At 72.0% G+C, this 21,533-nt stretch carries 17 protein-coding genes and 1 pseudogene; 10 read left to right on the top strand and 8 right to left on the bottom strand.

The genetic code is table 11. From position 1 onward, the window contains the following. Positions 1-168 precede the first annotated feature (168 nt). The 5 genes from J7F03_RS28870 to J7F03_RS28890 all read left to right on the top strand — a co-directional run bounded on the left by J7F03_RS28870 (position 169) and on the right by J7F03_RS28890 (position 5,263). On the top strand, positions 169-990 hold the full coding sequence (locus J7F03_RS28870; RefSeq protein ID WP_214954586.1) for an MHYT domain-containing protein: 822 nt from the start codon (positions 169-171) through the stop codon (positions 988-990). Positions 991-1,102: 112 nt separating this feature from the next. Next, entirely contained in the window at positions 1,103-3,784 is a 2,682-nt protein-coding gene (locus J7F03_RS28875; protein ID WP_214954588.1) for a nitrate- and nitrite sensing domain-containing protein, read from the top strand. Beyond that, positions 3,784-4,227: a roadblock/LC7 domain-containing protein gene (locus J7F03_RS28880; protein ID WP_214954590.1), complete on the top strand. Its 444-nt coding sequence runs from the start codon at positions 3,784-3,786 to the stop codon at positions 4,225-4,227. Before J7F03_RS28875 ends, J7F03_RS28880 begins: the two co-directional genes overlap by 1 nt. 17 nt (positions 4,228-4,244) lie before the next feature. Then, entirely contained in the window at positions 4,245-4,625 is a 381-nt protein-coding gene (locus J7F03_RS28885) for a DUF742 domain-containing protein (RefSeq protein WP_214954660.1), read from the top strand. Further along, entirely contained in the window at positions 4,625-5,263 is a 639-nt protein-coding gene (locus tag J7F03_RS28890; RefSeq protein WP_214954591.1) for an ATP/GTP-binding protein, read from the top strand. Before J7F03_RS28885 ends, J7F03_RS28890 begins: the two co-directional genes overlap by 1 nt. A 29-nt stretch (positions 5,264-5,292) precedes the next feature. Here the strand turns inward: J7F03_RS28890 and J7F03_RS28895 are convergent. After that, positions 5,293-5,577, bottom strand: a pseudogene (locus J7F03_RS28895) (PPOX class F420-dependent oxidoreductase); the annotation flags it as partial. Positions 5,578-5,683: 106 nt separating this feature from the next. Between J7F03_RS28895 and J7F03_RS28900 the strand changes: the two are divergent. Then, positions 5,684-6,082 carry a roadblock/LC7 domain-containing protein gene (locus tag J7F03_RS28900; RefSeq protein WP_112449847.1) on the top strand — a complete coding sequence of 133 codons (399 nt, stop codon included), beginning with the start codon at positions 5,684-5,686 and terminating at the stop codon, positions 6,080-6,082. 96 nt (positions 6,083-6,178) lie between these two features. Further along, positions 6,179-7,168 (top strand): DUF6397 family protein, encoded by a 990-nt coding sequence (locus tag J7F03_RS28905; RefSeq protein ID WP_214954592.1) that lies wholly within the window; start codon positions 6,179-6,181, stop codon positions 7,166-7,168. On the opposite strand, the gene J7F03_RS28910 is transcribed toward J7F03_RS28905, so the two are convergent. The 3 genes from J7F03_RS28910 to J7F03_RS28920 form a co-directional block, all read right to left on the bottom strand. Beyond that, positions 7,132-7,533, bottom strand: a complete 402-nt coding sequence (locus tag J7F03_RS28910; RefSeq protein WP_214954593.1) for a YchJ family protein — start codon at positions 7,531-7,533, stop codon at positions 7,132-7,134. The two genes, J7F03_RS28905 and J7F03_RS28910, sit on opposite strands and share 37 nt — an antisense overlap. 32 nt (positions 7,534-7,565) lie before the next feature. Beyond that, complete coding sequence (locus tag J7F03_RS28915) at positions 7,566-8,471, bottom strand: acyl-CoA thioesterase II (RefSeq protein ID WP_214954594.1); 906 nt, start codon at positions 8,469-8,471, stop codon at positions 7,566-7,568. 88 nt (positions 8,472-8,559) lie between these two features. Continuing rightward, positions 8,560-11,082 carry an RNA helicase gene (locus tag J7F03_RS28920; RefSeq protein WP_214954595.1) on the bottom strand — a complete coding sequence of 841 codons (2,523 nt, stop codon included), beginning with the start codon at positions 11,080-11,082 and terminating at the stop codon, positions 8,560-8,562. Positions 11,083-11,227: 145 nt separating this feature from the next. Between J7F03_RS28920 and J7F03_RS28925 the strand changes: the two genes are divergently transcribed. The 3 genes from J7F03_RS28925 (at position 11,228) to J7F03_RS28935 (ending at position 13,949) form a co-directional block, all read left to right on the top strand. Continuing rightward, positions 11,228-12,019, top strand: a complete 792-nt coding sequence (locus tag J7F03_RS28925; protein ID WP_214954596.1) for a metal-dependent hydrolase — start codon at positions 11,228-11,230, stop codon at positions 12,017-12,019. 108 nt (positions 12,020-12,127) lie between these two features. Then, positions 12,128-12,475 carry a transposase gene (locus tag J7F03_RS28930; RefSeq protein WP_214954598.1) on the top strand — a complete coding sequence of 116 codons (348 nt, stop codon included), beginning with the start codon at positions 12,128-12,130 and terminating at the stop codon, positions 12,473-12,475. 250 nt (positions 12,476-12,725) lie between these two features. Beyond that, complete coding sequence (locus J7F03_RS28935; protein ID WP_214954600.1) at positions 12,726-13,949, top strand: hypothetical protein; 1,224 nt, start codon at positions 12,726-12,728, stop codon at positions 13,947-13,949. A gap of 276 nt (positions 13,950-14,225) precedes the next feature. Here J7F03_RS28935 and J7F03_RS28940 read toward each other — a convergent pair whose 3' ends face one another. From J7F03_RS28940 to J7F03_RS28955, 4 genes are all read right to left on the bottom strand, one after another. Then, a complete protein-coding gene (locus tag J7F03_RS28940; RefSeq protein WP_214954602.1) occupies positions 14,226-16,007 on the bottom strand; it encodes an ABC transporter ATP-binding protein in 1,782 nt (593 codons plus the stop codon). Continuing rightward, positions 16,004-17,857: an ABC transporter ATP-binding protein gene (locus J7F03_RS28945; protein ID WP_214954604.1), complete on the bottom strand. Its 1,854-nt coding sequence runs from the start codon at positions 17,855-17,857 to the stop codon at positions 16,004-16,006. The genes J7F03_RS28940 and J7F03_RS28945 overlap by 4 nt, the downstream gene beginning before the upstream one ends. A gap of 110 nt (positions 17,858-17,967) precedes the next feature. Further along, positions 17,968-20,904 (bottom strand): FAD-binding and (Fe-S)-binding domain-containing protein, encoded by a 2,937-nt coding sequence (locus tag J7F03_RS28950; RefSeq protein ID WP_214954606.1) that lies wholly within the window; start codon positions 20,902-20,904, stop codon positions 17,968-17,970. A 105-nt stretch (positions 20,905-21,009) separates the two neighbouring features. Beyond that, on the bottom strand, positions 21,010-21,471 hold the full coding sequence (locus J7F03_RS28955) for a MarR family winged helix-turn-helix transcriptional regulator (RefSeq protein ID WP_214954608.1): 462 nt from the start codon (positions 21,469-21,471) through the stop codon (positions 21,010-21,012). Between the last annotated feature and the right edge of the window lie 62 nt (positions 21,472-21,533).

Genomic DNA, 21,533 nt, shown 5'->3' on the forward strand with positions numbered 1-21,533 from the left:
GCGCCCATGATCCCCCACCGGGGCACTGGCACATGCCTGCGGAACGTGTGCAAGGTGGTACGCGGGGTGATCGGAGATGAACGTATCTCTGTCATATTCCAGCAGTTCCAGTGGCTTTCGAAATGCTTCCCTTGTTCGCGCCCTCACCCGGACTAGCGTCCCGTGGCCATGGGACACCTGGACCACGCCGCCTATGGCTGGCTTACACCCGCGCTGTCATACGTGATGGCTTCGATCGGCGCCGCCCTCGGGCTGCGCTGCACCGTCCGCGCACTCGCCGCCACCAACGGAGCCTCCCGCCGCAACTGGCTCCTCACGGCGGCCTCGGCCATCGGGACCGGGATCTGGACGATGCACTTCGTCGCGATGCTCGGCTTCCACGTCACCGGGACCGAGATCCACTACAACGTGCCGCTGACCATCCTCAGTCTCCTCGTCGCCATGATCGTCGTCGGCGCCGGAGTGTTCGCCGTCGGCTACGGCAAGGACCGCGGCCGGGCCCTGGTCCTCGGCGGCCTCACCACCGGCCTCGGCGTCGCCAGCATGCACTACCTGGGCATGGCCGCCCTGCGCCTGCACGGCTCGGTCTCCTACGAGCCGTTGACGGTCGGGCTCTCCATCGCCATCGCCGTGGTCGCCGCCACCGCGGCCCTGTGGGCGGCGCTCAACATCAAGTCCCCGCTCGCCGTCGCCGTCGCCTCGCTCGTCATGGGCGCCGCCGTCAGCAGCATGCACTACACCGGAATGCTCGCCGTCGCCGTGAACGTCGTCCCCTCGGACGAAGCGCTGCCGGGCGCGACCGCCATGCAGTTCATCTTCCCGCTCGCCGTCGGCCTCGGCTCCTACCTCTTCATCACCTCCGCGTTCGTCGCGCTCTCCCCGACCGCCGACGAACGGGCGGCTTCCGCCGCCGCCTCGGCCGACCGGCGCCTGGGGGAGCGGGGCGGGGCGGGCCCGGCCACCGCCTCCGCACCGGCCCCGATCCGCTGAGGCCGCGCGGTCCGCAGACCGCGCCGTCCCGTCGCGGCCGCCGCCGTCACCCCGCACTTCCACGTATGCCGCCACCGTCACGTACGTACGCACCGCCCGGAACGAGGAGCCCATGCGCAGACCCCGCAGAACACCGCAAGCAGCGGCGCCGCGGCCGCCCGCGCCCGCGGACGGCCGCGGCAAGGGGACGGGTCGCCGGGCGCACGCCGGACCGCCCGCCGAGGAGCCGGCGCACCACGAGAACCCCGGCGCCCCGCCGGGGACGCCGGCCGCCACGGGCGCCGGCGCCGGCGGGCCGAGGCTGCGGCTGCGCCCCGCCACCGTCCGCGCGAAGATCGTCTCGCTGCTGATGGTGCCGGTGGTCTCCCTGCTCGCCCTCTGGGCCTTCGCCACCGTCGACGCGGCCCAGGACATCGCCCGCCTCGGCCGCGCCCAGCAGGTCGACCGGGAACTGCGGGCCCCGGTCGCCGCCGCCGTCACCCAGCTGCAGGCCGAACGGCGCACGGTCGTACGGCTGCTGGCCGACCCCGCCGCCGGTCAGGCGGCGGCAGTCCAGGCCCCCGGGCAGGCCGAAGCCCTCGATCAGCAGGCGCGCCGCACCGACACCGCCGTACGGGCGCTGCGGCTCGGAGACCGCAACACCGTCGCCGACTCCGGCGACTACCGCAGCGACATCGTCGTGCGGCTGCGCGCCTTCGTCGCCGCCGCCGAGGGGCTCGGCCCGCTGCGCGCGGACGTCGCCGGGCGTCGCGCGACCCCCGAGGCCGCCTACGAGACGTACACCCGGGTGATCGATTCCGCGTTGGAGTTCGGCGGCGCCCTCTCCGGCGGCGGCGAGGACGCCGAACTCGGCCCCGACGCCCGGGTCCTGCTGGAATTCGCGCGAGCCGGTGAGCAGCTCTCCCGGGAGGACGCGCTGCTGACGGTCCCGGGCCCGCGCACCGGCGAATCGCTTCGCCGCCTGGCCGGAGCGGTCGAGACCCGCCGGGCCCTGACCGACTCCGCCGCCCGGGACCTGCCCGCCGCACAGCAGGGCGCCTGGCAGGCGGTGGCCAAGAGCGCCGTCTACGCCGAGCTCACCGGGGCCGAGGAACGGGCACTGTCCGCCGCCGGCGGGGGACCCGCCGAGGCCGCCGCCGCGAAGGACACCCGCGCCGCCGGCGCGCCCCCCGGCTGGGAGGCGGCGTACACCTCCGTCGCCGCCTCGATGCGCGACATCGAGAACGCCGCCCACGCCGAGGCCGCCGACCGCGCCGACCCCTTCGGCGCGGGCGCGCTCAGCCCCGCCGGAGCCGCCGTCGTCCTGGGCTTGGCCGCCGTGGCCGCCTCGCTCGTCATCTCGGTGCGCATCGGCCGGGCCCTGGTCGTCGAGCTGGTCTCGCTGCGCAATACCGCACTGGAGATCGCGCACCGCGAACTCCCGCGGGCCATGGACCGGTTGCGGGCCGGCCAGGACATCGACGTGTCCGCGGAGACCCCGCGCGGCCCGGCCGCCGAGGACGAGATCGCCCAGGTCGGAGAGGCGCTGGCCACCGTCCACCGGGCCGCGCTCAGCGCCGCCGTCGAACGCGCCGAGCTGGCCAGCGGCGTGAGCGGAGTCTTCGTCAACCTCGCCCGGCGCAGCCAGGTCCTGGTGCACAAGCAGCTCACCCTGCTCGACTCGATGGAGCGGCGGGCCGACGATCCGAACGAACTCGGCGACCTCTTCCGCCTCGACCACCTCACCACCCGGATGCGGCGGCACGCGGAAAGCCTGATCATCCTGTCGGGTGCGGCCCCGGGCCGCGCCTGGCGGACGCCGATCCCGCTGACGAACGTCGTACGGGCCGCCGTCTCCGAGATCGAGGACTACCCGCGCGTCGAGGTCCGCCAGCTCGCCGAGGCCGCCGTCATCGGCGGCGCCGTCGCCGACCTCACCCACCTGCTCGCCGAACTGATCGAGAACGCCACCCAGTTCTCCCCGCCCCACACCAAGGTCCGCGTCAGCGGTGAACCCGTCGGCGCCGGCTACGTCCTGGAGGTGGAGGACCGCGGGCTCGGCATGGGCCGCGAGTCCCTCGACGAGGCCAACCGGCGCATCGAGCAGTCCGAGGCGCTCGACCTCTTCGACAGCGACCGGCTCGGGCTCTTCGTGGTCAGCCGGCTCTCCGCCCGGCACGGTGTGAAGGTGCACCTGCGGATGTCACCGTACGGCGGTACCACCGCCGTGGTGCTGCTCCCGAACTCCCTGCTCCAGGGCGCCATCACGGCCGCCGCCCCGCAGCCGGCCCAGCACCGGTCCCCGGCGCCGGAGGCGGAACAGGCTCTGGAAACGCAGGCCCCGGCGCGGTCCGCGGCCATGAGCGTCGTACGGGACGACCTGCGCGGGACCCCGGCCCAGGAGCGGTACCCGGCGCGGGAGGAGCCACGCCCCGCCGCCCCGGTGGCCTCGCTCCGGCCGCGCGGATCCGGCGGCGGGGTTCCCCGTACGCCCGTCCCGGCGGTGGCGCCCGTACCGGTGGCGCCCGTACCGGTGGCGGCAGCGCCGGGAGGCTCGTCCGGCCCGCCCGGCTCCGTCACCGAACTACCGCGCCGGGTCCGGCAGGCGAGCCTCGTCCCGCAGCTGCGCGAGGCCCCCGCCCCCAAGGCCCCCGCCGGTGTGCGGGGGTCCGAGGACCCGCCCGGGCGCAGCCCCGAGCAGGCGCGGGACCGGATGGCGGCGTACCGGGCGGGCTGGGTGCGCGGCACCCGGGCGGGCGCCCACGAGAACTCCCCTCACGCAGGCAGTGAAGGCGAAGGCGAAGGAGAACGGTGATGATCGAGCATCAGAGGATCGACCTCGACGGCGTCCGCAGGTCCGGCGAGCTGGACTGGCTGCTGGACGACCTCGTGGTCCGCGTCCGCGAGGTCCGGCACGCGGTGGTCCTGTCCAACGACGGCCTGGCGGTGGGCGCCTCCAGCGCGCTCAGCCGCGAGGACGCCGAACACCTGGCGGCCGTGGCCTCCGGGTTCCACAGCCTGGCCAAGGGCGCGGGCCGGCACTTCCACGCCGGGGGCGTGCGCCAGACGATGGTGGAGATGGACGAGGGCTTCCTCTTCGTGGCCGCCGCCGGTGACGGATCCTGCCTGGCCGTGCTCAGCGGTGCCGGAGCCGACATGGGGCTGATCGCCTACGAGATGGCCCGGCTGGTCAAGCGCGTCGGCGAGCACCTGTACACCCCGCCCAGGTTCGCGGCACGCCCGCCGGCCGCCGGTTGAGGGCGGCGGCCTTGAGCATGAACGGCCAGTGGTACGACGCCGACGCGGGCCCGCTCGTCCGTCCTTACGCCATGACGGGCGGGCGTACGAAGCCGGGACCCCACGGAGTCCGCTTCGATCTCATCGCGCTGGTCGCCGTGGACCCGGCGGGGACGGACGAGGCGGCCGAGTCGCTGCTGGGCCCCGAACACCGGGCACTGCTCGGCCTGTGCCGCGACGAGACCCAGTCGGTGGCGGAGCTCGCGGCGGACGCGGACCTGCCCGTGGGTGTGGTGCGGGTGCTGCTGGGGGACCTGCTGGAGGCCGGGCACGTCAAGGTCAGCCGGCCGGTGCCGCCCGCGCAGCTGCCGGACGAGCGGATTCTGCGTGAAGTCATCGAGGGATTGCGAGCGCTGTGATGGGACTGCACGACAACGGGCCGGCGCCGGCCGACGAGGGCGGAGAGGAACTGGCCGCGCTCGCGCTGAAGATACTCGTGGCGGGCGGCTTCGGCGTGGGCAAGACCACCCTGGTCGGCGCGGTCAGCGAGATCCGGCCGCTGCGGACGGAGGAACTGCTCAGCGAGGCCGGGGAACTGGTCGACGACACGGGCGGGGTCGACAAGAAGACGACGACGACCGTGGCCATGGACTTCGGGCGGATCACCATCCGGTCGGGGTTGTCGCTGTACCTGTTCGGGACGCCGGGGCAGGACCGGTTCTGGTTCCTGTGGGACGAGCTGTCGCAGGGCGCGCTGGGCGCGGTGGTGCTCGCCGACACGCGGCGGCTGGAGGACTGCTTCCCGGCGGTGGACTACTTCGAGCACCGGCGGATCCCCTTCGTGGTGGCCGTGAACTGCTTCACCACCGCGAGGCGGTACGGGGCCCACGAGGTGTCGCGGGCGCTGGACCTGGACCAGGGGACGCCGGTGGTGCTGTGCGACGCGCGGGACAAGGATTCGGGGAAGGAAGTGCTCATCCGGCTGGTGGAGTACGCGGGCCGGGTGCACACGGCGCGGCTGCTGGACTCGGTGGAGCCGCAGGCCGATTCCGTGTGAACCGGCCTGCGGGACCCGCTCGGTCGGTGATGCCGAGCGCCGAGACCACCGATCTCGGCGCGGCCGCGGAGGATGAGGTGAGAGAAGGGCGGCCGGTCGTCGTCCACGCAGAGCGCGACCCGGCCGTCGCGGGCCAGATTGCGCCCCTTGACGGTGTCCTTCCCGGTGTTGAACACGAAGGAATCACCGTCGAGAACGAACCGGATGGGAGCGATGTGGGGGCTTCCGTCCTCTCGGACGGTGGAGAGCTTTCCGGTGCGGGTGGCACGGGAGACGGACTCCCGCCATTCCTCTTGAGTCATCTTCTTCACCATGGGCCCGTCCTCCTTGCCGGAAAGCCCCTGGTGGGGAAGGCTGGCGGCACGAGTACGCGGGGTGGGGCGCGGCCGTGTCGGCCGCGTCGACGGGGAGGGACTTGATATGGCGCTGGACAAGCAGCTCGACTGGCTGCTGGACGATTTGACGCGGCGGGTGCAGCAGGTCCGGCACGCGGTGGTGCTCTCCAACGACGGCCTGGTGACGGGGGCGAGCGCGGGCCTGGCGCGGGAGGACGCGGAGCACCTGGCGGCCGTCGCGGCGGGGCTGCAGAGTCTTGCGAAGGGGTCGGGGCGGCACTTCCGGGCGGGTGAGGTGCGCCAGACGATGGTCGAGTACGACGAGGGGGTCCTCTTCGTCATGGCGGCCGGCGCGGGCAGCTGTCTGTGCGTGCTGAGCGCCGCCGAGGCCGACATCGGGCACGTGGCGTACGAGATGACCCTGCTCGTGAACCGGGTGGGCGAGCACCTGGGTGTCGCGGAGCGGCGGATCACAGGCGGCTGACCTGGGATTCCATGGTTGTCCACAGGCCCCGCGCGATGCCGTCGCTCTCGGTTACGGTCTTCACACACAGTAATCACTTCTGGTGGGGAGAGCGTGATGGCACAGACGACGCAGTTGACGCGGATGACACAGGCGACGCGGGTAACGCAGGTGACGCCGGCGGTGCGGGCGGCGGAAGGGGTGCGGACGGCGCAAGCGGTCCGTACGGCGCAAGCGGTCCGTACAGCGCGTACGACGCGTGTGGCGTGTGCGGCGAGGCCCGCGCGGCCGCCTCGGCCGGGCACCCCGGAGCGTGATGGGACCGTCGTACGCGGGGGAGACACGGACGGACTGCTCGGCGGCGGACAGGCCGCGGGGGAACTGGGGCTGAGCCGGGCAGAGTTCGCCCGCGCCGTCCAGCTGGGCATCGTGCGCGCCGGTCCCGCCGGGCCCGGCGGGGCCGCCCGCTTCACCCGGACCGAGCTGGACCGGGTCCGATCGGCCGGGGGATTCCCCCAGGCGCTGCGCGAGCGCGTGGAGACCGTTGCGGGGGCGGAGGCCGCGGCAGCCACCCTGGGAGTGGGCCCGAGCCGGTTCACCCGGCTCGCGCGCTGTGGCCACATCACTCCGGTGGGATACCGGATCAACCGGTACCGGGCGGTGGTGTGGCTCTATCTGGCCTCGGAGCTACGGGACTTCGCGGCCCGTGAGCCCGGGATGCTGCGCGGGAGCGCGCCGCCGGCGGACCGGGAGCTGATGGCGGCCAAGGCCGACCTGCGCCCGGCGCGGTGGCGCGAGCGCCACGTCGGGCTGCTGCTGGGCCGCACCGCCGACCCGTGGGAGCGGGCGGCCGTGCTCGCCTCGGTACTCCCGGAGGAGGATCTCCGGGAGGCCGTGCCCGATCCGGCGGAGCGGATCGTGCTCGCCGCGCTCGCCCCGCCCGCGCCGTACGGGCATCCGCAGGTCCCGGCGGCGGCCGCCGTGGCCTCCCGGCTGCTGCGGGCGGAGCCGCCGGACGAGACCGGCCGGTACCGCACCAGCCTGGAGTTCGCGCTGACCGGTGCCCGAGGTCAGTCGAAGTCGACGGGCGAGAGGGGGCCGACGTAGACCCAGGCCCCGTCCTCGCGGGAGAAGGCGCTGTGCTCGTGCAGCGAGCCGGTGTGCCGGCCCTCGCGGTAGTGCGCCCGGAACTCCACCGAGCCCTCCGTCTCGAACATCCCGCCGCGCTCGGTCGCCAGGATCTCCAGCCGCTCCCAGCGCTGCCCGGGGTCGAGGTCGAGCAAGCCCGGCCGGGTCGAAGGGTGCCAGGACCGCAGGAGATAGGCGGTGTCCCCGACGGCGAAGGCGCTGAACCGGGAACGCATCAGCAGCTCGGCGGTGGGCGCTTGCCGCTCACCGGAGTGGAAGCGGCCACAGCACTCCGGGTAGGCGGCGGGCAGCCCGCAGGGGCAGGGGAGGGCCGGGGTGGGCATGGGTGCACTCAGTTCTCAGGGGAGGAGTCGGACTACTGCGGTGACACGGCCGGCTTGAACGCCGCCTTGGCGCCGTACGGGCGGAACAGCCCTTCCTGGACCACGGAAACCAGCAGTCTGCCCTCGAGGTCGTAGATGCGGCCGCGGGCCAGGCCCCGGCCGCCGTGCGCGATGGGCGACTCCTGGTCGTACAGGAACCACTCGTCCGTCCGGAAGGGCCGGTGGAACCACATCGCGTGGTCGAGGGAGGCCATGTCGAAACCGCGCATGCCCCACAGGGGTTCCACGGGGATGCGCACGGCGTCGAGGAGGGTCATGTCACTGGCGTAGGTGAGGGCGCAGGTGTGCACGAGCGGGTCGTCGCCCAGCGGGCCGACGGCGCGCATCCACACCGCGCTGCGCGGATCGGCGTCCTTGAGCTGCTCAGGGGTCCAGCGGAGCCGGTCCACGTACCGGATGTCGAAGGGCTGGCGGCGGGCCATCCGCTCCAGCGCCTCCGGCAGCGCGCCCAGGTGCTCGCGGATCTCGTCCACGACCTTCGGGAGCGTGTCCGGGTGCGGGAAGTCGAGGCGGGGCGGCAGCTGGTGCTCGATGCTGCCCTCCTCCGGGTGATGGAAGGAGGCGGTCAGATTGAAGATGGTCTTGCCCTGCTGGACCGCGGTGACCCGGCGCGTGGTGAAGGAGCGCCCGTCGCGCACCCGCTCCACCTGGTACACGATCGGCACCCCGGGGATACCGGGCCGCAGGAAGTACGCGTGGAGGGAGTGGACGGGCCGGTCGCTCTCCGTGGTGCGGCCGGCCGCCACCAGCGCCTGGCCGGCGACCTGGCCGCCGAAGACGCGCTGGAGGGACTCCTGGGGGCTCGCGCCCCGGAAGATGTTGACCTCGATCTGCTCCAGATCGAGCAGATCGACCAGCCTCTCGGCGGGGTTCGTCATCAGAGGATCTCCACTGTCGGGGCCGGCGGCCACGGTGGCGCCGGTCGGTTGCTGGCGGGGGCCCCGCCCGGACGCGGTCCGGGGCAGGTCAGAGCTGGCCGAGCTCGCCCACCGAGGTGACGCGGATGACGGCCTTGGCCTCCTCGTCGGAGGCGGCGAGGTCGACCTCGGCGCTGATGCCCCAGCCATGGTCCCCGTTGGGGTCGGCGAAGGTCTGGCGGACGCGCCACAGACCGTGCGCCGCGTCCTCCTCGATCTGGAGCAGCTTGGGGCCGCGCGCGTCGGGGCCGGTGCCCAGGTCGTCGTACTCGTCCCAGTAGCCGTCCATGGCGTCGCCCCAGGCGTCGGCGTCCCAGCCGGACTCGGCGTCCAGCTCGCCCAGCACGTTGACGTGGTCCAGGGCGGCCAGCTCCACGCGGCGGAACATGGCGTTGCGGACCAGGACGCGGAAGGCGCGGGCGTTCGCGGTGACCGGCTTGACCTGGTCGGCCTTCTCCTGGGCCTGCTCCGCCGTCTCCACCTCCGGGTTCGCCAGCTGCTCCCACTCGTCGAGCAGACTGGAGTCGACCTGGCGGACCAGCTCGCCGAGCCAGGCGATCAGGTCCTCGAGGTCCTCGGACTTGAGGTCGTCGGGGATGGTGTGGTCCAGCGCCTTGAACGCGCTCGCCAGATAGCGCAGCACGATGCCCTCGGTACGGGCGAGTTCGTAGTACGAGGTGAACTCGGTGAAGGTCATCGCGCGTTCGTACATGTCGCGGATGATCGACTTCGGGGACACCGGGTGGTCGCGGACCCACGGGTGGCTCTTGCTGTACACGTCGTAGGCGTGCAGGAGGAGCTCTTCGAGGGGCTTGGGATAGGTGATGTCCTGGAGCCGCTCCATCCGCTCCTCGTACTCGATCCCGTCGGCCTTCATCGCGCCCACGGCCGTGCCGCGTTCCTTGTTCTGCTGGGCGGCGAGGATCTGGCGCGGGTCGTCCAGCGTCGACTCGACGACCGAGACCATGTCCAGTGCGTAGGAAGGGGACTCCGGGTCCAGCAGGTCGAAGGAGGCCAGCGCGAAGGTGGACAGCGGCTGGTTCAGCGCGAAGTCCTGCTGGAGGTCGACGGTGAGGCGGATCGTGCGGCCCTCGGCGTCGGGGGTGTCGAGCTTCTCGACGACACCGCCGTCCAACAGCGAGCGGTAGATGGCGATGGCCCGCCGGATGTGGCGCAGCTGGGCCTTGCGCGGCTCGTGGTTGTCCTCGAGCAGGTGGCGCATCGCCTTGAAGGCGTCGCCGGGCCGGGCGATGACCGACAGGAGCATGATGTTGGTGACCTTGAAGCGCGAGGTCAGCGCCTCCGGGTCGGCGGCGATGAGCTTCTCGAAGGTGATGTCCGACCAGGCCACGAAGCCCTCGGGAGCCTTCTTGCGAACCACCTTGCGGCGCTTCTTCGGGTCGTCGCCCGCCTTCGCCAGGGCCTTCTCGTTCTCGATGACGTGCTCGGGCGCCTGCGCCACCACATAGCCGGCGGTGTCGAAGCCGGCCCGGCCGGCGCGGCCGGCGATCTGATGGAACTCGCGGGCGCGCAGCGTGCGGACGCGGGTGCCGTCGTACTTGGTCAGCGCGGTGAACAGCACCGTGCGGATCGGGACGTTGACACCGACGCCGAGGGTGTCGGTGCCGCAGATGACCTTCAGCAGACCGGCCTGGGCCAGCTTCTCCACCAGGCGGCGGTACTTGGGCAGCATGCCCGCGTGGTGCACGCCGATGCCGTGGCGGACGTAGCGCGAGAGGTTCTGGCCGAACTTGGTGGTGAAGCGGAAGTTGCCGATCAGATCGGCGATCTTGTCCTTCTCCTCGCGGGTGCACATGTTGATGCTCATCAGCGACTGCGCCCGCTCGACCGCCTGCGCCTGGGTGAAGTGCACGATGTAGACCGGCGCCTGCCGGGTCTCCAGCAGCTCGGTGATGGTGTCGGTGATCGGCGTCGTGACGTACTCGTACGACAGCGGGACGGGCCGGGTCGCGGAGCGGACCAGCGAGGTGGGCCGGCCGGTGCGCCGGGTCAGGTCCTCCTCGAACCGCTTCATGTCGCCGAGCGTCGCGGACATCAGGACGAACTGCGCCTGCGGCAGCTCCAGCAGCGGGATCTGCCAGGCCCAGCCGCGGTCCGGCTCCGCGTAGAAGTGGAACTCGTCCATCACGACCTGGCCGATGTCGGCGTACTTGCCGTCGCGCAGGGCGATCGAGGCGAGCACCTCGGCGGTACAGCAGATCACCGGGGCGTCCGCGTTCACCGAGGCGTCGCCGGTCAGCATGCCGACGTTCTCGGTACCGAAGAGCTTGCAGAGGTCGAAGAACTTCTCCGAGACCAGCGCCTTGATCGGGGCGGTATAGAAGGTGACCTTGTCCTGGGCCAGCGCGGTGAAGTGCGCGCCCGCCGCGACCAGGCTCTTGCCGGAGCCGGTCGGCGTGGAAAGGATCACGTTCGCGCCCGAGACGACCTCGATCAGCGCCTCCTCCTGAGCCGGGTACAGGGTGATGCCCTGGTCCTCCGCCCACGAGGAGAAAGCCTCGAAGAGGGCATCGGGGTCGGCGTTCGGCGGGAGCTGATCAATGAGGGTCACACCCCCCATCTTGCCTGGCTTCCCCCCGGATGAGGGAACCGGCGGACGGAAGGAAGATCATCGACGGTACGCTGTGCCGTCGATGCGGTCCGAACGACACCGTCGACAGGACCCGACCAGCACACCACCGGGGCGGGGAACGACCATGATGGGTCCGGCGCACTCACTGTCAGGAGCAGCGGCCTGGCTGGGGGTGGGTGCGGCGACTGCCGCCGCCGGGCACCCGATGCCCTGGCCCGTCCTCGTCGTCGGCGCGCTCATCTGCGCCGGAGCCGCCCTCGCTCCCGACCTCGACCACAAGTCGGCGACGATCTCCCGGGCCTTCGGCCCGCTCTCCCGGGGCCTGTGCGAGGTGGTCGACAAGATCTCCTACGGGGTCTACAAGGCCACCCGGGCCCCCCGCGACGCCCGCCGCACCGGCGGCCACCGCACCCTGACCCACACCTGGGTCTGGGCCGTCCTGATCGGCGCCGGCTCCTCCGCGATCGCCGTCACCGCCGACCGGTGGGGCGTGCTCGCCCTCCTCTTCGTCCACCTGGTCCTCGCCGTCGAAGGCCTGCTGTGGCGGGCCGCCCGCATGTCCAGCGACGTCCTGGTCTGGCTGCTCGGCGCGACCAGCGCCTGGATACTGGCCGGCGTGCTCGACCAGCCCGGCAACGGCTCCGGCTGGCTCTTTACCGGCCCAGGCCAGGAGTACCTGTGGCTCGGCCTGCCGATCGTGCTCGGCGCCCTGGTCCACGACATCGGCGACGCCCTGACCGTCTCCGGCTGCCCGATCCTGTGGCCCCTGCCCATCCGGGGCAAGCGCTGGTACCCGATCGGCCCGCCCAAGATGATGCGCTTCCGGGCCGGCAGCTGGGTGGAGCTCAAGGTCCTCATGCCGGTGTTCATGCTGCTAGGCGGCGTGGGAGGGGCCTCGGCCCTCGGCTTCTTCTAGCCCCCGCGAGCAGCCCCGCGGCCTCGGCAGCCGGTTCGCCGCCCGGCCCGGCAGTGGGCCGGCGGGGCGCGAGTTGAACGCGGCCGGCCGGCTCGACTGGTCCAGGGCGTGCGTGGATGGCTCCCACATGGGGGTGCCGACACCGGTCCGTCGCCGGTCGACCGGCGCAAGACGGGCAGCAAACACCACCTGATCTGCGACGGACGCGGCACCCCGCTCAAGGTCGTCACCACCGCGGCCAACGTCAACGACGTCACCCAGACCCTCGCCCTGGTCGACGGCATCCCACCCGTCGCGGGCAGGCCCGGCCGGCCCCGCCGACGCCCCGAAGCCCTCCTCGGCGACAAGGGCTACGACTCGAACCCGAACCGCGAAGAGCTCCGCAAACGCCGGATCCTGCCCGTCATCTCCCGCAAGGGCTGCCCGAACATCAAGGACATGGGCAATCTCCGCTAAGTCGTCGAGCAGACCTTCGCCCTGCTCCACCAGTTCAAACGACTCGCCGTCCGCTGGGAACGCCGCACTGAACTCCACTACGACACGGCACGTCGCCGCTTCCACGAGATCACCGACCTTGCGCTCGACCAGCGAAGACACAGTCCTCAAGCCCGGAAAGACAACGGCGACTTGCGCTGGCCACTGCTCAGAGAAGAGGACTGCGGCATTTCGGGGGCATAGCACAGAGAGGGCCGCTAAAATTTTCCGCATGGACGTTGGCACGGCGATGCGCGTCATACGTGAGCAGGACAGAGTGGCGCGGTACCGGTTGCGGCCGCTCCTGGACGAACAGGGAAGGCGCTGTGATGCGGTCGCAGCATCCCTTGAGCCATGGCTGGGCAAGGCGTGGAAGTGGAGCCGGGGGCAGGGGAGCCTCTTGGAGCCGCGCGGATTTCTCAGGCCCGAAGCGTATACCGCTCTCCGCGAGGCCCAGACGCTGATGGACAGGAGGGGCCGCACGCGTCCCCATCCTCTATGGCAGGACCTGGAGAAAGCTGTCGATTGCCTCGACTATCGCCCTCCTGCTCTCTGGATTATTGAAAACGAACACGGAGCTCGTTACCAAATATTTTCGACAGAGAGTAGCCACCTGCCCAAGGATAGGGTCGATCAGGCCGTAGCAGAGCTCATCGGAAACATCAGAAAGCTTGCCACGGCATATAGGGAAGATAATCCGGCGCGCCTTATCAAACTTCCAGAGGAGATTCATCCGCCCCGGCATGCAGTCTTCGCGGAAGGTATTCTCGCACGGCTCTTCGTCGAGGATCTCAACGCCTGGATAGAGAACTGCAGGGAGATAGAAGAAGCCGTTGTCACCGCTACTGCCGTTTCACCCGCCATCCTGGAGTGGCGCGACAGTACGTCCCTATTTCTGGGGCGCCACCTAGGGTCGGAGGTGAAGCTCGGGTTCGATTCCCTTATGAAATCCGCCCCAGCGTGCGGCAGTCCCCTCATCGCCGATGTGCATGCCCTGGGACGAGCCTGTATGGCTCTGGGTTTGGCCTATCTGGAAGAGGTGCGAGGACGTATGCCTGATTATGTAGAGGCATCCGGGCAGGCAACTCCGGAACCGCGGGTTTCGCTGACGTTTAGCGGCGGGAACTACTACGGCGGGCAGTTCGCCGCGCAGATCTCCAACATCCACTCGTCCGTCGCCGGTGTTCACCAGGACGGCGGCGCCGGCATAGCCGATGCGCTGACAGCGCTGGGGCAAGCGGTGTTGGCCCAGGAGAATCTTGACGACGATCAGCGCCGGGACCTGCTCGACAATGTCGAGTACCTCGCTGGGGCCGCAGGGGAACCCCCGGAGCGGAGGAACCGAGGAATCATCAGGTCCGCTCTCAACGCACTGAACGCAGCGGCAGTCGCCGGTACCGGACTGGGCGCAGCAATGGAGGCCTGGAGCGGAGTGCTGCATCGGCTCGCGCTCTGACAGCCGATTGGACCCGCAGTCGGAGACGGAGACCGTTCCGGTGGTGCCGTTTCGGGCCGACAGTGACTCGATGTATCCGTGGTGGATCGAGCAGGTACCTCGACCGCGGCTGCGTGGTGCGGTGAGTGCTCTCCGAGGGTGAGGGCGGGTCTTGTCATTCTCGCAACATCGGTAGTTACTGTCCGAAGTCATTGCGCAATGACTCCCGGAATTGCGCATCAGGTGCCGACATTGCGCATCGATTCGCGGATCCTGGAACGGCGTCGGCCGTGCGGGTCACCCGTGCCAGGAGCGCCACAGGGCGGCGTACGCGCCGTCGGCCGCGACCAGGGCGTCGTGCGAGCCGAGCTCGCTGATCCGGCCGCCCTCGACGACCGCGATCACGTCCGCGTCGTGCGCGGTGTGCAGCCGGTGCGCGATCGCGATCACCGTGCGGCCGTCCAGCACCCGGGCCAGCGAGCGCTCCAAGTGCCGGGCCGCACGCGGGTCCAGCAGCGAGGTGGCCTCGTCCAGCACCAGCGTGTGCGGGTCCGCCAGCACGAGCCGGGCCAGCGCGATCTGCTGTGCCTGCGCCGGCGTCAGCGCCGAGCTACCCGAGCCGACCTCGGTGTCCAGACCGGCGTCCAGCGCCCGCGCCCAGTCGTCCGCGTCGACCGCGCCGAGCGCCGCCCACAGCTCGTCGTCACCGGCCTGCGTACGCGCGAGGCGCAGGTTGTCGCGCAGCGAGCCCACGAACACGTGGTGCTCCTGATTGACCAGGGCCACGTGCTCGCGCACGCGTTCCGCCGGCATCTTCGACAGCCGCGCTCCGCCGAGGGTGATCTCGCCGGTCCGGGGCGCGTAGATGCCCGCGAGCAGCCGGCCCAGCGTCGACTTGCCCGCGCCCGAGGGCCCGACCAGGGCCATCCGGGTACCCGGCGGCACGGACATGGAGACCTGGTGCAGGACGTCGACGCCCTCGCGGTAGCCGAAGTGCACCTGGTCCGCGCGGACGTCCCGGCCGTCAGGGGAGACGGCCGCGTCCCCCGCGTCCGGCTCGATCTCCCGCACGCCCACCAGCCGGGCCAGCGAGACCTGCGCGATCTGCAGTTCGTCGTACCAGCGCAGGATCAGGCCGATCGGGTCGACCATCATCTGCGCGAGCAGCGCGCCCGTGGTCAGCTGCCCCACCGACATCCAGCCCCGGATCACGCAGTACCCGCCGATCATCAGCACGGAGCCGAGGATCGTCATGTACGTGACGTTGACGACCGGGAAGAGGACCGTCCGCAGGAACAGCGTGTACCGCTCCCACGCCGTCCACTCCTTGATCCGCCGCTCCGACAGCTCGATCCGGCGCGCGCCGAGGCGGTGCGCCTCGATGGTGCGGCCCGCGTCCACGGTCTCGGTGAGCACGGCCGCGACCGCCGCGTACCCGGCCGCCTCCGAACGGTAGGCCCGGGGCGCCCGCTTGAAGTACCAGCGGCAGCCGATCACCAGCACCGGCAGCGACAGCAGCGCCGCCAGTGCCAGCGGCGGCGCGGTCACGGCGAGCGCCCCGTAGAGCAGTCCCGTCCAGACCACGCCGATGGCCAGCTGCGGCACGGCCTCGCGCATCGCGTTGGCCAGCCGGTCGATGTCGGTGGTGATCCGCGACAGCAGGTCGCCGGTTCCCGCGCGCTCCAGGACGCCCGGCGGGAGGCCCACCGACCGCACGAGGAAGTCCTCGCGCAGATCGGCCAGCATCTCCTCGCCGAGCATCGCCCCGCGCAGCCGGACCAGCCGGACGAACACGGTCTGGATGCCCAGTGCCAGCGCGAACAGCAGACCCACACGCCCCAGATGGAGTTCGCGCGCCCCCGCCGTGAGCTGGTCCACCACCTGGCCCAGCAGGTACGGGCCCACCATGGAGGCGGTGACCGCGACCGTGTTGACCGCCACCAGCACCGCGAAGGCCCGCCGGTGGCGGCGGAACAGGCCGCGCACGTAGCCCCGTACGGTCGCCGGCGTGCCCACGGGCAGGGTCGCGGCCGTTTCGGGGGCCGCCGGATCGTATTGCGGCGGCGCCACGCCGATCATGCGGATTCCTCGATCTCTGTCAGTACGGATTCCAGTCGCGAGAGCCGCTGTTCGTCCTCGGTCTCGCGGGTGACGACCGCGCGGTAGCGCGGATCGCCGTGCAGCAGCTCGCGGTGCGTGCCGCTCGCCGCCACCGCGCCCTCATGGACGAGGACGACCCGGTCGGCGCGGTCCAGCAGCAGCGGCGAGGACGCCAGTACCACCGTCGTGCGCCCGGTGCGCAGGGCCGCGATCCCGTCCGCGATCCGCGCCTCGGTGTGCGAGTCGACGGCGGAGGTCGGCTCGTCCAGCACCAGCACCTCCGGGTCGGTGACCAGGGAGCGGGCCAGGGCGAGCCGTTGGCGCTGCCCGCCGGACAGCGACCGGCCGCGCTCGGTGATCCGGGCGTCCATCGGGTCGTCCACCTCGTCCGGGGCGGACTGCAGCAGGGCGTCCAGCACGTCCGCGCACTGGGCCGCCGCGAGCGCCTCCCGCGGGGCGACGGAGCCGGAAGCCGGTACGTCGAACAGCTCGCGCAGCGTCCCGGACAGCAGTACCGGGTCCTTGTCCTGTACGAGGACCAGCGTGCGCGCCGTGCCGAGCGCGAGCTCGTCCAGCGCGACTCCGCCCAGCAGGACCGAGGGCCCGGCCGCGGAGTCCATCGGATGCCCGCCCAGGCGCTCCGCGAGCCGGCCCGCCAGGTCGGGGTCACCGCACACCACGGCGGTGAACCGGCCCGCGGGGACGAGCACACCCGTCTCCGGGTCGTACAGGTCGCCGCCGGGGGCGGGGGCGGGGACGGTGGCCTGCGCCACGGCCGGCGGCCGAGCGCCGGAGCCGGAGCCCTCCGTCCCCTCCGCGTCCGCGTCCGCGTCCGTCCGGGTCAGCGACAGCACCCGGGCGGCCCGCTTGGCGGAGGGGCGCGAGAAGGAGTACGCCATCGCGATCTCCTCGAAGTGCCGCAGCGGATAGAGCATCGTCGCCACCGCGCTGAAGGCCGCGACGAGTTCGCCGACGTCCAGCCGGCCGTCCAGCACCAGCGCGGACCCGTACCAGACCACCGTGATCAGCAGCGCGCCAGGCAGCAGTACCTGGATCGCGGAGATCAGCGCCCACATGCGGGCACTGCGCACGGCCGCCTTGCGGACCTCCTGCGAGGCCTCGCGGTAGCGGCTGAGGAAGAGTTCCTCGCCGCCGATGCCGCGCAGTACCCGTAGGCCGGCGACGGTGTCGGAAGCCAGCTCGGTGGCCCGGCCCGCCTTCTCCCGCTGGATGTCGGCACGCTGGGTGGCGCGCGGCAGCAGAGGCAGGACGGCCAGCGCGAGCACCGGCATGCCGATGGCCACGACCACGCCGATCGTGGGCGCGTAGGCGAGCAGGACGACGCAGCCGATGACCAGGGAGAGAGCGGCGGCGAGGAAGCGGGAGACCGCCTCGACGAACCAGCCGATCTTCTCCACGTCACCCGTGGACACCGCCACCACTTCGCCCGCGGCGACCCGCCGGGTCAGGGCGGAGCCCAGTTCCGCGGTCTTGCGGGCGAGCAGCTGCTGGACCCGCGCGGCGGCGGTGATCCAGTTGGTGACGGCGGTCCGGTGCAGCATCGCGTCGCCGAGCGAGATCGCGGCGCCGAGCAGTGCGATCAGGCCGCCGACCCACAACAGGCGGGCGCTGTCGCGGTCCACGACCGCGTCGACGCCCAGGCCCACGGTGTACGGAAGTCCGGCCACGCCGCCGAAGTGGAGGAGCCCCCAGCACAGGCTTTTGGCCTGTCCGCCGAGTTGGCCCCGCCCCAGCCACAAGAGGAAGCGGGGGCCGGATCGAGCGTCGGGTACCCCTGGGTCCCGATACGGAAGATCGCTGATCTGCATGACGCCCCATGACTGGTCGAGTGGTTCAAACCGTGCAAGGTTCGCGTTCCGGACCGGTCCAGGGCAATCGATTTTCTGTCGGCCGAAGCCTTTCGGCCAAGTGCGGGGCGTCAGGGGCGGGTGGCGCGCTCCAGTTCCAGCAGGACCGAGTAGTAGCTGCGGCCGGTGGCCCGGTCCATGCCCACCTCGCACATCCGGTTCGCCGACAGGTGCGCGTCGAACTCCCGCGCCGTCACCTCGGCCGCCTCGCGCGCCGTCGCCGACTCCGTCAGCTCCGGGTGCAGCATGCCGCGGTCGCCCGCGAAGGCGCAGCACCCCGCGTCGTACGGGACCACCACCTCGTCCGCGCAGGCCTCGGCCACGGCCCGCAGCTGCGCCTCGTCGTCCAAGTGCCGCATCGAGCACGTGGGATGGAGCACCGCCGAGCCGACCGTGCGCCGGATCTCCAGGTGCGGCAGCAGCTCCTCGGCCGCCCAGACGACGGAGTCGACGATCCGCAGCTCGGCGTGGAGCGCCCGGTTGTCGTCGGTCAGGTACGGGACGACCTCGTGCGCGATGCCGAGCGTGCAGGAGGAGGCGTCGACGACGAGCGGGAGCCGCCCGCCGGCCGTCCAGCCCCATGCGGCCGCCACGATCCGGTTGGCCATCACGCGGTTGCCTGCGTCGTACCCCTTGGAGTGCCAGATCGTCGCGCAGCAGGTGCCGGTCACGTCCCCGGGGATCCACACCGGCTTCCCGGCCCGCTCCGACACCGCCACGACGGCCTCCGGCAGGGAGGGGCCGGTCGTGCCGTCCGGTCCGCCGAAGATCCGGTTGACGCAGGCCGGGTAGTACACGGCGGCGGCGCCCACGCGCCGGGTCGCGGGCCGCTTGCGGGCCGCGGCGCCGGGGATCTGCGGCAGCCACTGCGGAACCAGGTCCGGTCGTACGGCCCTGCGCGCGATCCCCGTCACGGCCTCCAGCAGCCGGTCCCCGACGGCGTCGGTGATCTTGTCGGCGGCGGCCACGGCGAGCCGGGCGGCGGCTTCGACCGTCCGGAACCGCCGGGCGGCCAGCGCGGCGGTCCGCTCCTCGCGCGGGCTGTGCCGGCGGTGGCGGAAGTCCTTCATGAGGGCCCCGGTGTCGATGCCGACGGGGCAGGCGAGCTTGCAGGTGGAGTCGCCCGCGCAGGTGTCCACGGCGTCGTAGCCGTAGGCGTCGAGGAGCCCGGCGAGCACGGGGGAGCCGGGCTGCTGGCGCATCATCTCGCGGCGCAGCACGATCCGCTGGCGCGGAGTGGTCGTCAGGTCCTCGCTGGGGCAGGTCGGTTCGCAGAACCCGCACTCGATGCAGGGGTCGGCGACCGCCTCCACCCGGGGGATGGTCTTCAGGCCGCGCAGGTGCGCCTTCGGGTCGCGGTCGAGGAGGATCCGCGGGGCGAGCACGAGGTCGGGGTCGAGGACCCGCTTGGTGCGCCACATCAGTTCGGTGGCCCGGGGCCCCCACTCCAGTTCCAGGAAGGGGGCCATGTTGCGGCCGGTGGAGTGCTCGGCTTTCAGGGACCCGTCGAAGCGCTCCACGGTGAGGTGGCAGAAGGCGTCCATGAAGGCGGCGTACCGCGCGACGTCGGCGGGTTCGGCGGCGTCGAAGGCGAGCAGGAAGTGCAGGTTGCCGTGGGCGGCATGGCCGGCGACGGCGGCGTCGAAACCGTGCTCCGCCTGGAGTTCGAGGAGAGCCTCACAGGCCTCGGCGAGCCGGGACGGGGGGACCGCGAAGTCCTCGGTGATCAGGGTGGTGCCGCAGGCGCGGGCGCCGCCGACGGCCGTGACGAAGGCCTTGCGGGCCTTCCAGTAGCCGGAGATGGTCTTCGCGTCGTGCGTGAACGCATTGGTCACCGAGGCCACCGGCGCCACCAGGTCCAGCCCGGCGGCCACCTCGGCGGCGCGCCGCTCGTACTGCGAGCGGCCGGCCTCGTCCGGGGCCCGGAACTCCACCAGCAGGGCGGTGGTCTCCTTGGGCAGCGCGGCCCAGTCGGCGGGCACGCCGGCGACGCTCACCGAGGCGCGCAGGGTGTTGCCGTCCATCAGCTCGACCGCCAGCGCCCCCGCCTCGTTGAAGAGCGGCACGGCGGCGGCCGCGGCGGGCAACGAGGGGAAGAAGAGCAGCCCGCTCGTGAGCTCGCGGTCCAAGGCCAGGGTGTCGAAGACGACCTCGGAGATGAAGCCGAGCGTGCCCTCGGAGCCGACCATCAGCCCGCGCAGGATCTCCACGGGGGTGTTGCCGTCGAGATAGGCGTCGAGGCGGTAGCCGGTGGTGTTCTTGATCTCGTACTTGGCCCGGATGCGGGCGACGAGCCCCGGGTCGGCCTCGATCTCCTTCTTGATCTCCATGAGGCCGTGGCACAGGGCGGGCTCGGCCCGCGCCAGCTCTTCGTCGGCGAGGGGGCCGGCGGTGTCGACGACGGTGCCGCTCGGCAGCACGAAGGTCAGGGACGACAGGGTGCGGTAGGAGTTCCTCGTGGTCCCCGCCGTCATGCCGGAGGCGTTGTTCGCGACGACTCCGCCGAGGGTGCAGGCGATGGCGCTCGCCGGGTCGGGGCCGAGCACGCGGCCGTGGCGGGCGAGCGCGGCATTGGCGCGCAGGACGGTGGTGCCGGGCTGGATCCGGGCACGGCGGCCCTCCTCCAGCACCTCTACGCCGGCCCAGTGGCGGCGGACGTCGACCAGGATGTCCTCGCCCTGGGCCTGGCCGTTGAGGGAGGTCCCGGCGGCACGGAAGACGACCTCGCGCTGCTTGCCGTGGGCGTAGGACAGGACGGCGGAGACGTCGTCGATGTCCTCGGCGATCACGACGACCTGGGGCAGGAACCGGTACGGGGAGGCGTCCGATGCGTAGCGGACGAGGTCGGAGACCTTCCACAGCACCTTGTCGGCGCCGAGCAGCTCGGTCAGCTCCCGGCGCAGCGGCTCGGGGGTCCCGCCCGCCTGCCGGTCGGGCACCCGGTCGGGGGCGGGGCCGCTGATGCTGCGCGGGCGCAGGGCCCCGGGCTTCGGTTCCAGCAGCGGCATGTGCGTCCCTTCGACAGGCTCGGCCGGGCTCGGACTCGCGCGGACTCGGGCGCGCTCACCCGTTCGGCGCAGTCCCGGCCTTCTCGCGGCCGGCCCTCCGCCTGGTCAGCAGCCGCGCTCCGCCGGGGCGTCCGCCAGAGCGTTCAGCAGGCCGCCGAGCACCTCGCGCTGATCGGCGGTCAATGGAGCCAGGATCTCCTCTGCGGCGCCGGTTCGCGCGTTGCGCAGGTGGCGCAGCGTGGCGCGGCCGGTGTCGGTGAGCTCGATCCTTATGACGCGCCGGTTCGCAGGGTCGGGCACGCGGCGCACGCAGTCGGCGCCCTCCAGCCCGTCGACCAGCGTGGTCACGGCGCGGGGCACGACCTCCAGGCGGGCGGCGAGGTCGGCCATCCGGGGCGGCTGCCCGGCGGAGAGGTGGGCGACCGTGCGCAGCAGGCGGGACTGCGCCGGGGTGATTCCGAGCGGCTCCAGATGGCGTTTCTGGATGCGGTGGAGGCGCCGGGTCAGGCGCAGCAGCTGCTCGGCCAGGATGCCGTCGGTGCTGTCGGTCTCGGAAGCGGTGCTCATGCTGCGGTCCTCATAATGGGAACAGTAGCAGGACCAGATTCATTGTGAGTATAGGTAACAAT

Origin of the sequence: Streptomyces sp. ISL-43 (assembly GCF_018614195.1) — a bacterium.
Classification (GTDB): Bacteria; Actinomycetota; Actinomycetes; order Streptomycetales; family Streptomycetaceae; genus Streptomyces.

What these genes read in the sequence shown, in the direction of transcription:
- J7F03_RS28905 (WP_214954592.1), top strand. Translation starts at nt 6,179, where the DNA reads ATGGCACAGACGACGCAGTTGACGCGGATGACACAGGCGACGCGGGTA.
- J7F03_RS28870 (WP_214954586.1), top strand. Translation starts at nt 169, where the DNA reads ATGGGACACCTGGACCACGCCGCCTATGGCTGGCTTACACCCGCGCTG.
- J7F03_RS28935 (WP_214954600.1), top strand. Translation starts at nt 12,726, where the DNA reads ATGGACGTTGGCACGGCGATGCGCGTCATACGTGAGCAGGACAGAGTG.
- J7F03_RS28900 (WP_112449847.1), top strand. Translation starts at nt 5,684, where the DNA reads ATGGCGCTGGACAAGCAGCTCGACTGGCTGCTGGACGATTTGACGCGG.
- J7F03_RS28885 (WP_214954660.1), top strand. Translation starts at nt 4,245, where the DNA reads ATGAACGGCCAGTGGTACGACGCCGACGCGGGCCCGCTCGTCCGTCCT.
- J7F03_RS28880 (WP_214954590.1), top strand. Translation starts at nt 3,784, where the DNA reads ATGATCGAGCATCAGAGGATCGACCTCGACGGCGTCCGCAGGTCCGGC.
- J7F03_RS28875 (WP_214954588.1), top strand. Translation starts at nt 1,103, where the DNA reads ATGCGCAGACCCCGCAGAACACCGCAAGCAGCGGCGCCGCGGCCGCCC.
- J7F03_RS28890 (WP_214954591.1), top strand. Translation starts at nt 4,625, where the DNA reads ATGGGACTGCACGACAACGGGCCGGCGCCGGCCGACGAGGGCGGAGAG.
- J7F03_RS28925 (WP_214954596.1), top strand. Translation starts at nt 11,228, where the DNA reads ATGATGGGTCCGGCGCACTCACTGTCAGGAGCAGCGGCCTGGCTGGGG.
- J7F03_RS28950 (WP_214954606.1), bottom strand. Translation starts at nt 20,904, where the DNA reads ATGCCGCTGCTGGAACCGAAGCCCGGGGCCCTGCGCCCGCGCAGCATC.
- J7F03_RS28955 (WP_214954608.1), bottom strand. Translation starts at nt 21,471, where the DNA reads ATGAGCACCGCTTCCGAGACCGACAGCACCGACGGCATCCTGGCCGAG.
- J7F03_RS28915 (WP_214954594.1), bottom strand. Translation starts at nt 8,471, where the DNA reads ATGACGAACCCCGCCGAGAGGCTGGTCGATCTGCTCGATCTGGAGCAG.
- J7F03_RS28940 (WP_214954602.1), bottom strand. Translation starts at nt 16,007, where the DNA reads ATGATCGGCGTGGCGCCGCCGCAATACGATCCGGCGGCCCCCGAAACG.
- J7F03_RS28910 (WP_214954593.1), bottom strand. Translation starts at nt 7,533, where the DNA reads ATGCCCACCCCGGCCCTCCCCTGCCCCTGCGGGCTGCCCGCCGCCTAC.
- J7F03_RS28945 (WP_214954604.1), bottom strand. Translation starts at nt 17,857, where the DNA reads ATGCAGATCAGCGATCTTCCGTATCGGGACCCAGGGGTACCCGACGCT.